The sequence below is a fragment of the Cytobacillus sp. FSL K6-0265 genome (assembly GCF_038003465.1).
GTDB classification, from domain to species: domain Bacteria; phylum Bacillota; class Bacilli; order Bacillales; family Cytobacillaceae; genus Cytobacillus; species Cytobacillus stercorigallinarum.
In genome coordinates, this window is sequence record NZ_JBBOPE010000001.1 from 342,577 (window position 1) to 358,509 (window position 15,933).

The window sequence follows — 15,933 nt, forward strand, 5'->3', positions numbered from 1 at the left end:
TATTGATCAATAGGAGAGTGAAGAGTAATGATTCTTCGTTTAGGGCAAATCGAACTGTTTGTAACAGATTTAAATAAGTCAAAAGATTTTTATGTAGATGTACTAGGGTTTATTGAAGTAGAAAGAACAGAGTCCAGTCTATATCTACGTGCTATTGATGAATTTGATCGCTATTCTTTAATTTTAACGCAAAAGCCAAAAGCAGCTCTTGGTAGCTTTAGTCTTCGTGTATCTAGTCCTGAGTATTTAAGAGAGTTAGAGAAGCAACATCAAGAAATGGGAATTGCTACGCAATATGTCGAGAATAGTATCCACCCAGGAAAAGGACCGGTTCTTAAAGTTGCTGAGCCAAATGGTCATCCGGTTGAATTCTATCATGCAATGGAAGAGATAAATGTAGGGAATAAAAGTGGTGGTGTCGATGCTTTGCCAATGAGATACTCCCATTTACATCGTGGTATACCACCAGTAGCAATCGATCATATGAATCTGCGTGTAACAAATGTAGATAAAGCGTTAGAATACTGGCAAGCAATTGGCTTCAGCATTTCAGAATATGTTCAAGGAGACGAGGGGAAATTCGCTGCATGGACAAGAGCGAAAACATCGACTCATGACGTGGCCCTTGTGCAACATAAAGAAACATCTCTTCATCATATTGCTTATATTGTAGACGGTATTTCTTCCGTTGTGAAAACGGCCGACTTACTTGCAGATGCTGGCTACCGTGCAAATATCGATTATGGACCAGGTCGTCATGGGGTAACAAATGCTTTCTTCTTATATGTAAGAGACCCAGACGGTCATCGTATTGAAATTTATTCTGGTGATTATAAACGTGATACTGATTTACCACCAATTGGTTGGACGAAGGAAGAATATGATACAAAGGGACGTCTATGGTGGGGACCATCAGTACCGGATTCTTTCTTTGAAACAACACCAGTCAATGATGAGTGGATGAAAGAGAAAGTTACAAAATAAAGAGAATAGGAGAGGATTAAATGTCTATTTGGAACGATTTAGCAGATATCGAATTTAAACTTCATTTTGTCGATGCAGATGGTGTGAAAACGAGAGTACTAGAATCGGGAACCGGAGAGCCTCTTTTGCTTTTACACGGTACAGGGGGTCATATCGAGGCTTACGCAAGAAACATCAAAGGATTGGCTGAGCACTTCCGCGTGATCTGTATCGATATGTTAGGTCATGGATATACAGAAAAGCCAGACTATCCGTACGGTATTGATAGTTACAGTGACCATTTATTAGCTGTAATCAAAGCGCTTGGTTTAGAGAAAGTATATTTATCAGGAGAGTCTCTTGGTGGATGGGTGGCTGCTTGGTTTGCTGCTCACCATCCGGAATATGTGGAATCCATGGTGCTCAATACGCCTGGTAATGTAAATAACAAACCTGAAGTGATGGCTGGGCTAAAAGCTTCAACATTAAAAGCGGTACTTGAAGCAAACTATGAAAATGTGAAAACGAGATTAGAATGGTTAATGTATGATAAATCACAAGTAACAGATGAGTTAATAGAATCTCGTTACAATATTTATACGCAACCTGCTTATCAGGAAGCTGTCCATCATATTGTCCATTTGCAAAATATCGAAGCTAGAAAGCAATTTAGTTGGGATCCATCATGGTGCGGCAAAATCAATGTACCAACATTACTCGCTTGGACTGACCATGATCCGACTTCAACAGTGGAAGAAGCACAACCGATTAAAGACATGATTCCAGGGAGTGAACTGACAGTAATCAATGATGCGGGTCACTGGCCACAATGGGAAAAACCAGAAGAATTCAATCAGGTGACTATTGATTTTTTAAAAAAACAAGTGGTATCTAAATAAATATTTAAACACCCGTCACTTAACAAAGTGGCGGGGTCTTTCCATATAGAAGGAGGTTCAATTATGAAACTACAGTTAAATGACCAATTAAAAGAAGCTGCTCAAGCGCTTTTAGAAGCGGAGAAAACAAAGAAATCCCTCCAACCATTAACAGATAAAATCTCGCATCTATCAGTTGATGAGGCTTATCAAATTCAGATGGAAAATATTGATGTGAAGTTGGCACAAGGAGAAAAGGTTGTTGGAAAGAAAATCGGTTTAACCTCACTAGCTATGCAAAAGGCATTAGGGGTTGATCAGCCAGATTATGGCCATTTATTAAGTAGCATGGATGTCACAATGCAAAAATCGGCTATTCCTATGGATCAATTATTTGAGCCGAAAATTGAGGGAGAAATTGCGTTTGTATTGAAGCATGATCTTCGGGGACCGAACGTAACAGAGGACGATGTTGTAGCAGCCACTGCTTATATTATCCCTGCTTTAGAAATTGTGGACAGTCGAATCGAAAATTGGCGGATTAAACTTGAAGATACTATTGCTGACAATGCCTCAAGTGCCCAATTTGTCTTAGGTGAAGGACGATATACTGTCGATCGTGAGAAGCTAAAAGAATTGGAAATGAAATTATATAAAAATAATAAATTGATTAATAAAGGCTATGGTGTAGATGTATTAGGCAATCCGATAATTTGTGTTGCTTGGTTAGCTAATAAGCTTTCTGACTATGGAGTTCACTTGAAGGCAGGAGAAGTCATATTATCAGGTGCATTATCTGCAGCAATCCCTGTTGAGAAAGGCGATACATTTAAAGCAGCATTTAGTGGACTTGAGAGTATAGAAGTAAGTTTTTAAAAGCCTAGCGGAGCGTTGGTCTTCGCATACTTTTCTTAAAAATTTTGAGAGTGAGGTCATATAAATGGCAAAAAATCCTCGTGCGAAAGAAGGTAAAATCTCGCGTCAGGCTTTTCTAATTATTATCTTATTATTTTTACTGACAGTTATTAGCAATGCAGATAAAGCGATTATTGGATTTGCATCTGTTCCCCTGATGGAAGAATTAGGATTAAATGCTGAACAGTGGGGTATTATTGGCAGTGCTTTTTTCTTTTTATATTCTATTTTTGCTATTATCGGTGGTACTTTAGCTGACAGATTCGGTGCGAAAATTGTTATTGCTTGTATGGCAATTGTTTGGGCGACCGTGCAGTTTTCTACCCTATTTGTGTCAAGCTTTACCTTTTTACTGATAACGCGCATTATATTAGGCGCAGGAGAGGGACCGTCTTATTCACTTGCAATGACTGCTGCAACAAAATATCTACCAAAGGAAAAGCTTGGAATAGGTTTAACACTCGTATCTGTAGGTGGTCCTTTAGGCGTGGCTATGTCGGCACCTATCCTTATTTCATTAATCACCCAATTTGGTTGGCGTTCGGCATTTCTAGCGACTTGTATTGTCGGTTTGATTTGGGTTGTATTTTGGCTAATGATTGCAGAAAATGATCGCAAAGAAGCAATAGCAAAATTCAAAGCTAATCGACAACAAGACCAACAAACAGCAGTAAGTAAATTTGGGCCCGTGCTAAGGTCAAAAAACTTTATTCTTATAGCCATCTGTGGTTTTGCGACGTATTGGTCTTTTACTATAGGGTTAAATTGGCTTCCTAATTACTTGGAAAATGTTCGTCAATTGAGTGCGGAAACCTTATCCATAGTAGCAGCACTCCCATGGATCATGATTACACTTTCTCAAATCATTTTCTCTACTGTCTCAGACCGATTATTTAAGAAAACGAAAAGTATTGTGAAGGGCCGGGTGTTTGTACTAGGTCCGGTCATGTTAGCGGGAGCAGTTAGTTACTTTATTGGTACATTATTAAATGCGAATATGTTGGTTATTGCCTTTCTCTCTTTAGGACTTACTTTCGGTTGTATTACACTTGTGCTTGGTCCGACTATTCTATCGAGTATGGTCTCAAAAGAGCATATAGGTAAAGTACAAGGGTGGTTTATGGCGTTTACCTCTTTAGGAGGAATTGTTGGTCCTTATATTACGGGTCTCCTTATTGAAAGATCTGCCACGCAAGCAGCGGGCTTTCATATGGCCTTTCAATTATGCGGTATAATCCTGCTTGTTTGTGGTGGACTTGTCTGGTTATTTGTCCGACCGAATAAGGATGAGAATATCCAATCGAATGTAGCTTAATGAAGAAAATGAATGCGGTTACAACCCGATTTTTAAAAAAATAAAAAATCAGAATAATTTATATTGACAAACAAAAGGAAAACATCCTACAATTTTAATATGATATTAACGAATGACATTCGATATTATCGAACTACGGAGGATGTATGACGATACAATCAGTTTTGCGGGCAACAGATATTTTAGAATTATTTCTTAGTGGACAAAAAGAGCTAAGTGTAAAAGAAATAGCGGAAGCCATGGAACTTTCTAAAAGCACGGTCCATGGTTTAATAAAAACATTGGCTTCGAAAGGTTATCTTTATCAAAATCAGGAGAGTGGTAAGTACCGTTTAGGTATGAAGCTTTTTCAACTAGGACATATCGTTGAAAACCAATTAGATTTTGCTGAAGTTTCGAGACCAATCATCAACAGGCTCGTTACTACTCTAAAAGAAACGGTGCATTTAGTTTCTTTTGAGCAAGGTGAAGCGATTTACATTGAAAAGAAGGAAGGTACTCATTCTTTGCGAATCTATTCGCAGGTTGGTAGGAAGGCACCCTTTCACTGTACGGGAGTAGGGAAAGCGATATTGGCTTTTTTACCTAAAAAAGAACAAGAGGAAATCATCGAAACCCTTCCTTTAGAGCCGTTCACTGAGAAAACCATTCTCACTAAACAAGCATTAGTAAAGGAATTAGCTGTAGTGAAAGAGCAGGGATTTGCTGTTGATAACGAGGAGATTGAGATCGGTCTTAAATGTACTGCAAGCCCGATCTTTAATTATCAAGGAAGAGTAGTTGGTTCCATTAGTTGCGCGGTACCAACCGTGCGATTAAATGAGACACATCAACAAGAGGTTATTTCTGGGATTAAAAAGGCAGCCAATGATATTTCAACTGCACTTGGATATCAGAAGGAAATTAAGGAGGGAACTGAGGTTTGAGTAAAGTAAAAGTAGCGATTTTAGGATCAGGTAATATTGGTACAGATTTAATGATTAAATTAGGTCGTTCAGACATTTTAGAACTTACAACGGTTATTGGCATTGACGCAAATTCTGATGGCTTAAGACGTGCGAAGGAATTAGGGTATGTCGCCATTGATACTGGGATTGATGGATTTTTAGAACAAGCAGAACTTGCAGATATTGTTTTTGATGCGACATCAGCAAAGGCGCATATTCATCATGCAAAAGCTTTAAAAGCGGCAGGTAAGAAGGTGATTGATATGACACCAGCAGCTGTAGGTAAGTTGATTGTTCCCCCAGTTAATTTAAAGGAACATTTAGAGGCTGAGAATATCAATTTAATTACATGTGGTGGTCAGGCAACGATTCCAATGGTACATGCGGTGAACCGAGTAAGCCCAGTTGCCTATGCTGAAATCGTTGCGACAATCTCTAGTAAAAGCGCCGGACCTGGTACGAGGGCTAATATCGACGAATTTACTGAAACAACTTCAAGGGCGATTCAAGAAGTGGGTGGCGCGAAAAAAGGAAAAGCTATTATTATATTAAACCCAGCTGAACCACCAATTCTCATGAGAGATACCGTCTACACGTTAGTGGAAGAGGGGACGATGAAAGAAGAAGAGATTAAAGCATCTATTGCTGACATGGAAAAAACCGTGCAAAGCTATGTACCGGGATATCGATTACGTACGGAGCCAATTATCGACGGTAATCAAGTAACTATTTTTATAGAAGTAGAAGGAGCAGGCGATTATTTACCTAAATATTCAGGGAATCTAGATATTATGACAGCGGCTGGTGTGAAGGTAGCTGAAGAGTTTGCAAGGAATTTAATTACACAGTAAAAGGAGAGAGATTCATATGACCGAACGTCAAAAGGTATTATTAACGGAAGTGGCATTGCGAGATGGGAGTCATGCGCTTTCACATCAATATACTGTTCAGCAAGTGGAGAAGATTGCGAAAGGCTTGAATGAAGCTAAGGTGCCTTATATTGAAGTAGCTCATGGGGACGGTCTAGCAGGATCATCTTTGCAATATGGAAGGTCAAAAACGAATGAGTTTGAATTAATCGAAGCAGCTGTGGCTGTAACTGACTTTTCAAAGGTGGCTGTCTTATTAATTCCTGGTATAGGAACAGTTAAAGAATTGAAACAAGCGCAGCAACTAGGGGCGAAGATGGCGCGTATCGCTACACATGTGACAGAAGCAGATGTGTCTGCCCAACATATTTATGCTGCTAAAGAGCTTGGGATGGAAACGGTTGGATTCTTAATGATGTCTCATATGGCAGAACCGGAGAAAATCGTTGAACAAGCAAAACTAATGGAAAGTTACGGTGCTGATATTGTTTATGTCGTTGATTCTGCTGGAGCTTTATTACCGAATCAAGTGACAACAAGAATCAAAGCAATGAAAGAAAATATTGGTGTGGAAATTGGTTTCCACGCTCATAATAATCTCTCATTAGCAATGGCAAATACGTTAGCTGCCATTGAAGCAGGCGCAACAAGAATCGATGGAAGTGTTCGTTGTCTTGGAGCCGGTGCGGGTAATACGCAAACAGAAGTGTTAGTTGGTGTATTAGATCGAATGGGCATTGAAACAGGTGTGGATTTTTATAAAATGATGGATCTAGCTGAAGACGTTGTGGCACCTATCTTACCTGTTCCTCAAGAAATTACTAAAAATAGTTTAGTTCTTGGATATGCAGGCGTTTATTCTAGTTTTGCTTTACATGCCCAGCGTGCAGCAGAAAAATTCAACTTAGACGCACGAGATATTTTAATTGAACTAGGTAACCGAAAAGTTGTCGGCGGGCAAGAAGATATGATTGTGGATGTCGCGGCAGAGTTAGCGAAAGTAAAAACATTCGTCTAAAGTTTAAAGCATGTGAACTTTCGTTTCAAAACTAGCAAATCATTCAATCTTCTAATAAAATAGACTGAAAGGGGCGAAATTTCCCCTTTTTTTAAAGAAATAGAAATGTTTGCGCTTTCAATCTTGGGATTTAGGAGGTTATCTATGCATATTGTTGTTGATGAAGTTTCAATCAATCCTATTACAAAAGGGCATGAAAGAGTCGTTTCGACACCATCGGCATCATTAGGTATTTTGCGTCATCAACTCGTTAAGCATATAGGTTTTGAGCGCCTTAAGAGTTTCTTATTTTCTTTCGGATGGGAGAACGGGGTAAAGGATGCTAAAAAGGCAATGAAAGAGCATACTTCGATTCCTTACTTAATCAAGCACGGTCCCCTGTATCATAAGGAAAATGGGCAAATTACGGGTGTGAAGCATATTTGTCATTTAACAATGTGTGAAAACAATCAGTATGTAAAATCTCTCTATTCAGAGGGGATTTGGTATGGTTCTTATGAAGCTGAAGAACATATTCGACTACATGGATATAGTGATACACCGCAATGTCATACATTAGTAGGTTATGCAAGCGGCTATATGACTACCATCACAGGTGTGTCACTGCTAGTAAAAGAAACTTGTTGTGTGGCGAAGGGTGATGCCGAATGCAAATGGACAATCCAATCGCAAGAGCAATGGGCGATGAAAGGGGAAGATGCTCATTCACCCTATGAAGAAACCCCCATTGTTAAAGAGTTAGCTTATACATATGAACAATTATTAGATCAGCGCAATTTTGTAACAAAACTAGCTGAGTTTCAAAGCAAATTAACCGAAGAGATTTCCGGGGGTAGTAGTTTAGAAGAAATTACTGAACTTGTCTACGATCATATGCAATTACCGATTGTGATAGAGTCAATTGATTTTTATCAAATGTCTAGTGCAGGCTTATCTCCAGATGAATGCCGTGAACTGACGGATGATATGAAGCAATATTTTTCACTTCATATGAATGATAAAGAAGAAAAGCATCCTACCTATCCATTATTTTTTCAAAAGAGAATCGTCCATACTGAAAAGCAGACAAGGCTGATGGCCCCTATTTTAGTTCAAAAGAAAATTCAAGGGTACTGCTCATTTGTTTATGAACCAACGATAGATAACAGTCATGAATCTGACTATTTATTACTGGAACGCTTTGCTAATGCTGCTTCCCTAATATTATTAAATGAAAAAACACGCTTTGAATCGTTAGAGAGAATGAAAGGTAGTTTCTTAGAACGTATATTAGAAGGAAAAACGTCTAAAGCAGAGATTATTAAAAGGGGTAAATATACAGGTATCGATTTAACACAGTCCTATTTCTTGGCCATGATTGATTTTAGTATCGGTACAGAATCATTTGAGGAAGAATTTCAGTTACAGGAAGATATATATGAATGGATGATTCGCTACTTTAGTGAAAAAAAGAAAAGTGTATTAATCAATATGCGTGATCATCATCTAATCATTTTGGTCCCTGATGCGGCACTTTCCTATGAACATCATGAAAAATTTTTCCGTCCATTAATGAAAACTTTACGTATGGACTTTCCTAATGGTGAATTTACCATTGGTCTTAGCAATCAAGGAAATGAGATTACAAGCGCCCATCAACACTATGAAGAGGCTCTTGTTTCTTTAAGACTATCTTCAAAGGAAAATATGATGTCCTTTAAACAGTTAGGAATCGTTGGCGTTCTCATTAATTCTAAAAATACAGCTGGGGTGAAAACAATCGCCAAACAAGAATTAGGCGCACTATATGATTTATCTGACTGTAAGATGGTAGACCTATTGCAAACCTTATATGTGTTTTTATTAAACGGAGGAAAGTTGGAACAAACCACAATTGATTTAAATTTATCTATGAGCGGTCTTCGCCATCGAATTCGAAAGATTGAACATCTATTAGAAAAGGACTTGCGTAATCCACAAGAAACACATCAACTATTTTTAATTATTCAATCTTTAATTGCTTTAGGGGAAATGAAAATAAATTAATTATAAGATCATATAATCCACCAGAGTTGGTTTCTGGTGGTTTTTTATGTGCATTTATATCAACTATTCCTATCTATTTAATCTTTGTTGTAATGAGCATTCTAAGTAAAAGTTGTTATAGAAAGAAACATAAAAAGTAGTTGTCCTTCATATTAAATTAAAAGAAAGACAGAGAAGAATATGGAGGGAAATATGGACGAAAATAACGAAAAACATCAGTCACAAGCAAAGATTCATTTCAATAGTCGAGGAAATCAACCAGAAGAAGAAGCGCAAGGAAGAGATTTAAATAAATGGAAAGGGGACGAACCGGCAAAGCTTCATTCACAAACTGTTGGCAAAAGAGGACCTATCTTAAAACAGGATAGTGTAGAACATGAAACACTCCAAGAATTTATCCATGAGAAAATCCTTGAGCGACCTGTTCATGTCAAAGGTTTCGGTGCTTTCGGCTATTTTCAAACCGTGCATTCGATGAAAGAGCATACAAAGCTAAGCTTTTTGCAGCGCCCTGGTCAACAAGTACCTGTCATGGTGCGATTTTCATTAGCAGTAAGTACGAAAGGAACGCCTGATACGTCAAGAAATGTAAGAGGGTTTGCAACTAAGTTTTATACAGACGAAGGGATATTTGATTTAATTTGTAATCATATTCCTGTTTTCTCTGTGCGTGATACGATCCGTTTCCCAGAGGCGATTAAAGCGTTTTTACCATCTCCAGTTAATAATTTAATTGATCCGAATCGTTTTTGGAGCTTTGTAGCAAGGGCACCAGAGTCGTTAAATTTTGTCGTCCACCTTTATTCCGATGCTGGAACGGTGAAAAGCTTGCGGCATATCCCAGGAAAATAGTGTGAATACTTAGTTAGGGGGAGTTTAATCTTAACGGTTCTGTTGCATTTTTAAATAGAAATTTAGTTATTAATTCTATCAGTCATAACATTTACTTTCGTAAAAAGATATCAAAAAAGATTAACAAATAACGCTTTCTTCCAATTCTGGTTTGATTTGTTTTTTCTGCGGTCTATTTTCGTCCTCAAACGAATTGATACATTTCATGTCTGTTCATTTTGTTAACAGGAAAAATTTTCTACTATTTCAAAATTTACACTTACAATTTAATTGATATAATGGTATATTTTAACTGAACTACAACCATGCAGTCGATAGGATTAAACACATTATATTTGTGCTACATATTATGTGTTTTGGAAATATTGGAGGGGAAAGGAGGTTATGGAATAAAATTACATTTAATAACTGTTATAATTTTTATGTTTTCTATTGTTCTGTCAGGTTGTCAGAATTCCAATGAAAACTCGGAATCTATCACAGAACAACTTGAAAAAGCTAAGTATGAACAAGTGGTTCCGTGGGGTATTGAACTTGTGGGTTATCAAACCAGTTTATCTAGTGATCCTATGAAAATAGCAATTTTAGATAGTGGTATACATAAAAGTCACGAGGATTTACAAGGGAAAGTATTGAAAGAATATAACGTAATTAATCCTGGACAGCCAATTGAAGATGATTATGGACATGGAACAGCAGTAGCAGGAGTTATTACTGCTAATGATAATAATGTAGGCATTGTAGGTGTAGTTCAAGACGTAGAGCTTTATGATGTGAAAGTTTTAAACTCTGAAGGGAAAGGAAATATCGAGGATTTGATTTCCGCCATTGAGTGGTGTAAGAAGGAACAAGTAGATATTATCAATATCAGTTTTGGTTTCCAAGCAGAAAATGAAGAACTTGAGAAAGTAATCGAAGAAGCGGTCTCGCAAGGGATTATTATTATAGCAGCAGCAGGTAATAACTACGGTTTGAATACTGATTATCCTGCAAAATATGATAATGTCGTTTCTGTTACGGCAGTAGATAAAGCGATGAATATAAGCAAATCACATTCTGCTAAAGGGAAGGTAGACTATGCTATGCCAGGAGTGTCTATATTAACTACCTCAAAAGATGGCGGGTACGCCATTCACAGTGGCACGTCAATGGCAACCGCTTATATGACGGGTGCTATTTCTGATTCATTAAAAAACGATGATAGATATAGTATGGAAGAAAAAGGTCTGAATTCACTTCAAAAAATAAATGAACTGCTAAAAGACAATCTAGTTTCAATTAATGAATGTAGTGATTGTGGCAATGGTCTAGTAAAAATAAAATAATAAGGTGGTAATCGTTGTGAAAAACTTCAATAAGATTATAGCAATCATTTTAGTATCAACAATGATAGTTAGTTTACCATTAAATGTCTCAAATGCTCAGGGTGTCCCCAAAGAGAATTTTGACGAGATTCTTTCAGATGAACTCGATTATGAGATTAATGAAGAGGGCTTAACAGTAGAAACTGAATTATCGTTAGAGGAAAGTGAGTATTCACAAGAGAATAGCTTTCAGTTGGATAATAGTACCCAAGAAAAGGATGTCGAACACGTAGAGGTAAACTTAGATTTGACCCTTGATGAGGATGAAGATAGTAGATTAATATCTATTGAAACTGATTCAGATGGAAATACAGTCGAAAAAGAGTATCAAGTAGTTATCGAAGAAGCGGATGAAGAGAAAATCATAGCAACATTCATTGATTTAAGTACAGGAGAAGAATATACTTATAACTCTACAGAGTTATCAGCCTCGTTTGCTCCGGCAATCCCAATTGGTATTGGTATAGGCAAAGCATTGTTAGATTCTTTATTTGCAGCAGGGTTGGCAGTAGTTATAGCCGGAGTTACATATGTTTCCTATTCTGAGTTTTCTAAGAAAAAGAAAACTAAGAGCCATTATATGGCTACTAGAAAAAGTAGTGGTTTGTTTATTGGTAATGGAATGTCTCGAACTAAGGCTGTTTCTCATTTGAAATCTGGTAAAGATACGTGGTCAACTTCTAAGTCGAATGCTCAATCAATTGCGAAATCTGCAAGTCCAAAAGGAAAAGCTGTTGGTGCAGAAATAGATAAAAATGGAAAAGGAAAACATTATCACTATCATCCAGTTAAATCGGTTAAGCAAGGTAAGTCAGTAAGAATGGCTTCTCATGCTTTTTATGGTGCTCCAAGAAAATAAGAAAGTTTTTTACTGTGTCGTGTACTTATTATCAATATGAAGGGGGGAGAGTAGATTGATATTATTGCAGAAAAATCCAAGTGGAAAAACTTATAACGATTTAATAGATTTATGTTTTGATATTTGCGATCAGTTTCATTTGGTTTTAAGAAATGATATGGGTTCTCTAAAGAGTTTTGATAAATTCCTAAATAAAATTGATTCTGCTTTAGTTACAATGAAAGAAGAATCTGAATGGGCAAGTACCATTTTAGATGAAGGGCAAACGGCTAAGGTGTATTATTACCATACTAAAGACGAGAATGTTAAAAGAATTATTAAAGAAACTGTTAATTCTTTATATGAGTGGGAGATGCCTAATCATCCGGAAGACTTATCTTTCTTTATAGATGGTGAGGTTTGGTTGGCAACAAGCAGTCATGAAAGGGAGTGTTATATATTTTCAAAGGAGGAAGAAATCGGGAAGATTATGAATATAAATGGAATAGATGCTATAATAGAAGAAGATGAATAATATGAAGCTATGAAGGAATTGAAGAAAATATCTTCTTTAAAAGGCCATTTCTCACCTGAAATGGTCTTTTATATAATCTTTGATATTAAAGATATATGCTGTGATTGTTTAGTGAATTGGATTATTTTAAGCTAAATAATTATTATTGGTAAACAGCAAGTATTCCTGGATTAAAAACTTGAAGTAAACTTAACTCAAGTACTTTATTAAAATCAGTAATTACTAATAGAATTAATTAAGAAAGGAGATAAGTAAATGTCTCTAAAGCATTTCATCGCAGCTCCACATGAGATACCAGTTGGAGAATTTGGAATGAAGCCAGCTAAAATAAAACTTTCAGATTTGAATGCAGAAAGAAATAGAAAAAGAGATAAGAAAAAGCAATCAAACACAGATGAACAATATGTGATTCATTATGAAAAAGAAGAAGATTTTTATGGTGTTTATATTTCTGAACTAGATCATGGTTTGAAACAAGTTCTTAAAACCAAGTTTTCTAATCCTTATATTTACGAATTTGAAGGTTACTTCTACGATACACAAGATGCTTGTCATAGAAGAGGTATCTATGCACTTTTCGAATATATCAATGATCATTTAGCGAAAGGGCAGTATGCGGAGGTTTATTCTTGTTGGGATGGGGAAGAACAAGATGATAAGAATGAACAGCTAGACACAAAAATTAACCTTTCAACATGTCAGTTCGAAAAGTATTTAACTTTTTCAAGTCTAAATGAATTAAGTCAGATGATTCAGCTTGAAGAAAAACAATTTATCACTGTTTTAAAATGATTGAATCTAGTTTATTCATATTTCAAATCTAAAAATGCAAATTCAAAATGAAAAGTAAATAAAATGAAAAAAGAACCGAACTTTAATTTAGTTATTCCAGTCACGAATTAGAACGCAAGCGTATACACAATCATGAACATATTATAGGGAACTAAATTGATGAGGCTCAGTTTTACTCAAAGAACATTATGAGTTTAGTAGGGGAGCTGGCTTATCGTAAAAAATACGTGATAGTGGCTGGATTAAATATGGACTACCGAGGGAAAGAATTCGGTTATATGGGTGGACTACTTGCGATGGCAGATGAGATGACTCGATTCACTCTTTCTGTTCTATTTGTGGAAGTGAACGTGGAGCCCATACCCAAAGGTTGCTAAATGGGAACCAGCCAAAAAGGGTTCTCCCATAGTCATGTTAGGGGATACAGAGGCATATGAACCACGATGTCGAAATTGTTTTATCCCACCAGAAAAAGCATAGAAACAGAAAAGAAGCATCGCTCTATTGGAGTAGTGCTTCTTTTATTTATCCATTTCCTTTATCCAACTAAACAATAAAAGCCTTCCACTTGAGGAAGGGATTTAACCAGCTAAGACATCTATGTATGTCCAGACAAATTTCATAAAGAAGTAGATGCTAAATCCAATAGAAATGATAAAACTAATGATCCTTTTTCCTGCGGAGAAAAGCATTTTAACAACAATAAGAACAACTACAATGATGATTCCGATTTGAATTAGTTCTGGAGACAAGGTTTATCTCTCCTCTCTAAGATGTTTTTCATCCCTTATCTTATGAATCTACCAACTTAAATAATCGCCCCTAATGAAGTTATGAAGACCCCCTTAAAGAAGTAGGATAAGTGGAATCAAAAAACCAGGTATTGCTCTTACTAAGAGTAATTATTTTATTTCAGGGAGGAAAAAACCAAAAATGGTTGAAAGCAAAGGATATGTTGGCAGGATTAGAAGGAGAGAACGTGACAATTGAAAATATCGACAAGTACTTTCAGCAACAAGGAGTAATTGTTCGAGTTCACGTTGGAAGAATTCGTGGAAATTTTGAATTAACTCCATCGACATTAGGTGTAAACATGCAGTCCGATGAAGTAAAGTCATTCTTCAAGGATCATGTAAAAAACGGGAGTATGGCGTTTATTCCACTTAGCCTGGAGAAGGAATTCCAACGAATCGAAAACAGGATTAGAATGGCAAAAACTCACATGTCTATAGGATATGATAATACCTTTATGCCGATAGAGGTCTACAAGGATTGTTCAGAACAAGTAACAAAAGCGAAAGATGAGTATTTAGCCGTTCGGGACCAGGTTCTTGTTCAATGGGATCAGTTGAAAGCGAACTTCAAAATTAATTTAGATTTTGCATTAAATGAAATGAATCCAGTTGATAAAGAAAGAATTACTAAGGTAATTTTTGATAAGTACGCATCTCGAAACGCTTACGAAAATAGCTTCTACTTGAAGACTTCGTTAAAAGCCTTTCCTGTAATGGCTAACTTATCGCTATTGGATGATGATTTAAGTGAAGAGGTAAAAGAATCCGCACTTGAAGACAACATGCAAATGGTCCATGAAGTCTTAGGTGTTGCCTTTAACGAACCCTTCCAAATCGCAAATACTATTTATAAGGCGTTTGACCGTTCTCGTAAATTATCCAATAAAACAAAAGGAGCTTTATCTAATTCAATTAAAAGCATTAAGAAGAAAAACCTTTTGAAACATCCAGCAGTTGAAAGACTCGTAGATGATTTGGATACTATGTATCATGCAACTGAAACAGACGAAGCTATTGAACTTGCAGAATCTATTCTAGCAAGAAGCTATGGTGAAGCATCTGACCTGAACCTACTTGGTTATATTGATACTCGTGATTGTGAGTTAAGTCAAGCAGATTTAGAAGTTCTATACCAAGCCTATGCCCATGTAGCATAGGTTTAGGTTTTATTTAAAAGGAGGAGTCATGAATGGATAAAGTATATGTTGATTCATTTTACATGAATGTATGGGAGGAGGATCTGGAAAGTAACGGAGAAAAAGCTCTATTCGAACCAGGCTTTAATCCGAATCACGCTATCTATCTAGGAAATTCTCTTCGCATTAATACGAGAGAAAAACAGAAGGAAGCGGTAGAGAAAAAGATATTTAGTTCGGAACACATGCAATTCCAGATAGATGAGTTTACCTGTGAAGAACATGAGTATGGTTGGGAATATAAAGGTTTCTTCGTAATGGATGAAGGATTTAAAGTAAAAGAGGATCGTGAGAACTATACACATATGATTAAATTCTATGTGGAAATTAAGTTCTATGAGGAACGCAATGCACTCGATTACTTGAAGAGAATGTAATATGAATTTACCAGGGGGAAAATGCTATTAACTAGATTCTGTTTTGCATTGTGAACAGGTTGGGAAGTTGGACGAAACCTGAAACATATGGTGGGAGAAGTCTCTTACATTAGTGGAGACACCATGAATGATTACAATGTTGCTTAACATAAGAAAAAGCACCAGGAATTATAAACTGTACCCTATAAGATAGACACTTTGAAAAAAGTCCATCTTATAGGGTACTTTTGTTTATAATGAGAAAAAAAGATGTCG

General features: G+C 36.6%; 15 protein-coding genes and 2 pseudogenes. 16 read left to right on the top strand and 1 reads right to left on the bottom strand.

The features are described from left to right. Positions 1-27: 27 nt before the first annotated feature. The 14 genes and pseudogenes from hpaD to MHH73_RS01895 form a co-directional block, all read left to right on the top strand. Complete coding sequence (hpaD, locus tag MHH73_RS01830) at positions 28-984, top strand: 3,4-dihydroxyphenylacetate 2,3-dioxygenase (protein WP_191813741.1); 957 nt, start codon at positions 28-30, stop codon at positions 982-984. 20 nt (positions 985-1,004) lie between these two features. Further along, positions 1,005-1,862 carry an alpha/beta fold hydrolase gene (locus MHH73_RS01835; RefSeq protein ID WP_191813739.1) on the top strand — a complete coding sequence of 286 codons (858 nt, stop codon included), beginning with the start codon at positions 1,005-1,007 and terminating at the stop codon, positions 1,860-1,862. A 63-nt stretch (positions 1,863-1,925) separates the two neighbouring features. Next, positions 1,926-2,717: a 2-keto-4-pentenoate hydratase gene (locus MHH73_RS01840; RefSeq protein ID WP_341064223.1), complete on the top strand. Its 792-nt coding sequence runs from the start codon at positions 1,926-1,928 to the stop codon at positions 2,715-2,717. Positions 2,718-2,781: 64 nt separating this feature from the next. Next, positions 2,782-4,071: an MFS transporter gene (locus MHH73_RS01845; protein WP_191813734.1), complete on the top strand. Its 1,290-nt coding sequence runs from the start codon at positions 2,782-2,784 to the stop codon at positions 4,069-4,071. A gap of 146 nt (positions 4,072-4,217) precedes the next feature. Continuing rightward, positions 4,218-4,997, top strand: coding sequence for an IclR family transcriptional regulator (locus MHH73_RS01850; protein ID WP_191813732.1), 780 nt, complete (start codon positions 4,218-4,220; stop codon positions 4,995-4,997). Continuing rightward, complete coding sequence (locus MHH73_RS01855; RefSeq protein WP_191813730.1) at positions 4,994-5,869, top strand: acetaldehyde dehydrogenase (acetylating); 876 nt, start codon at positions 4,994-4,996, stop codon at positions 5,867-5,869. The genes MHH73_RS01850 and MHH73_RS01855 overlap by 4 nt, the downstream gene beginning before the upstream one ends. 16 nt (positions 5,870-5,885) lie before the next feature. Continuing rightward, the gene (gene dmpG, locus MHH73_RS01860; protein WP_191813728.1) at positions 5,886-6,905 is read left to right on the top strand and encodes a 4-hydroxy-2-oxovalerate aldolase; all 1,020 of its coding nucleotides are present in this window, start codon (positions 5,886-5,888) and stop codon (positions 6,903-6,905) included. A gap of 144 nt (positions 6,906-7,049) precedes the next feature. Beyond that, the gene (locus MHH73_RS01865) at positions 7,050-8,930 is read left to right on the top strand and encodes a helix-turn-helix domain-containing protein (protein WP_191813726.1); all 1,881 of its coding nucleotides are present in this window, start codon (positions 7,050-7,052) and stop codon (positions 8,928-8,930) included. Positions 8,931-9,122: 192 nt separating this feature from the next. Then, positions 9,123-9,776: pseudogene (locus MHH73_RS01870) on the top strand (catalase); the annotation flags it as partial. 542 nt (positions 9,777-10,318) lie between these two features. Next, positions 10,319-11,107, top strand: a complete 789-nt coding sequence (locus MHH73_RS01875) for a S8 family serine peptidase (protein WP_341064226.1) — start codon at positions 10,319-10,321, stop codon at positions 11,105-11,107. A 16-nt stretch (positions 11,108-11,123) separates the two neighbouring features. Continuing rightward, complete coding sequence (locus tag MHH73_RS01880; RefSeq protein WP_341064228.1) at positions 11,124-12,005, top strand: SAR2788 family putative toxin; 882 nt, start codon at positions 11,124-11,126, stop codon at positions 12,003-12,005. A 55-nt stretch (positions 12,006-12,060) separates the two neighbouring features. Continuing rightward, a complete protein-coding gene (locus tag MHH73_RS01885; RefSeq protein WP_341064229.1) occupies positions 12,061-12,519 on the top strand; it encodes a stage III sporulation protein AH in 459 nt (152 codons plus the stop codon). Positions 12,520-12,774: 255 nt separating this feature from the next. Next, positions 12,775-13,311, top strand: coding sequence for a hypothetical protein (locus MHH73_RS01890; RefSeq protein WP_341064231.1), 537 nt, complete (start codon positions 12,775-12,777; stop codon positions 13,309-13,311). Positions 13,312-13,469: 158 nt separating this feature from the next. Further along, positions 13,470-13,791, top strand: a pseudogene (locus MHH73_RS01895) (thymidine kinase); the annotation flags it as partial. 101 nt (positions 13,792-13,892) lie between these two features. On the opposite strand, the gene MHH73_RS01900 reads toward MHH73_RS01895, so the two are convergent. Further along, the gene (locus tag MHH73_RS01900) at positions 13,893-14,063 is read right to left on the bottom strand and encodes a hypothetical protein (protein ID WP_341064233.1); all 171 of its coding nucleotides are present in this window, start codon (positions 14,061-14,063) and stop codon (positions 13,893-13,895) included. Positions 14,064-14,173: 110 nt separating this feature from the next. Between MHH73_RS01900 and MHH73_RS01905 the strand changes: the two genes are divergently transcribed. Together MHH73_RS01905 and MHH73_RS01910 are read left to right on the top strand one after the other, a co-directional pair. Then, positions 14,174-15,262 (top strand): hypothetical protein, encoded by a 1,089-nt coding sequence (locus MHH73_RS01905; protein ID WP_341064235.1) that lies wholly within the window; start codon positions 14,174-14,176, stop codon positions 15,260-15,262. Between the two features lie 32 nt (positions 15,263-15,294). Next, a complete protein-coding gene (locus MHH73_RS01910; RefSeq protein WP_341064236.1) occupies positions 15,295-15,678 on the top strand; it encodes a hypothetical protein in 384 nt (127 codons plus the stop codon). The last annotated feature ends 255 nt before the right edge of the window (positions 15,679-15,933 follow it).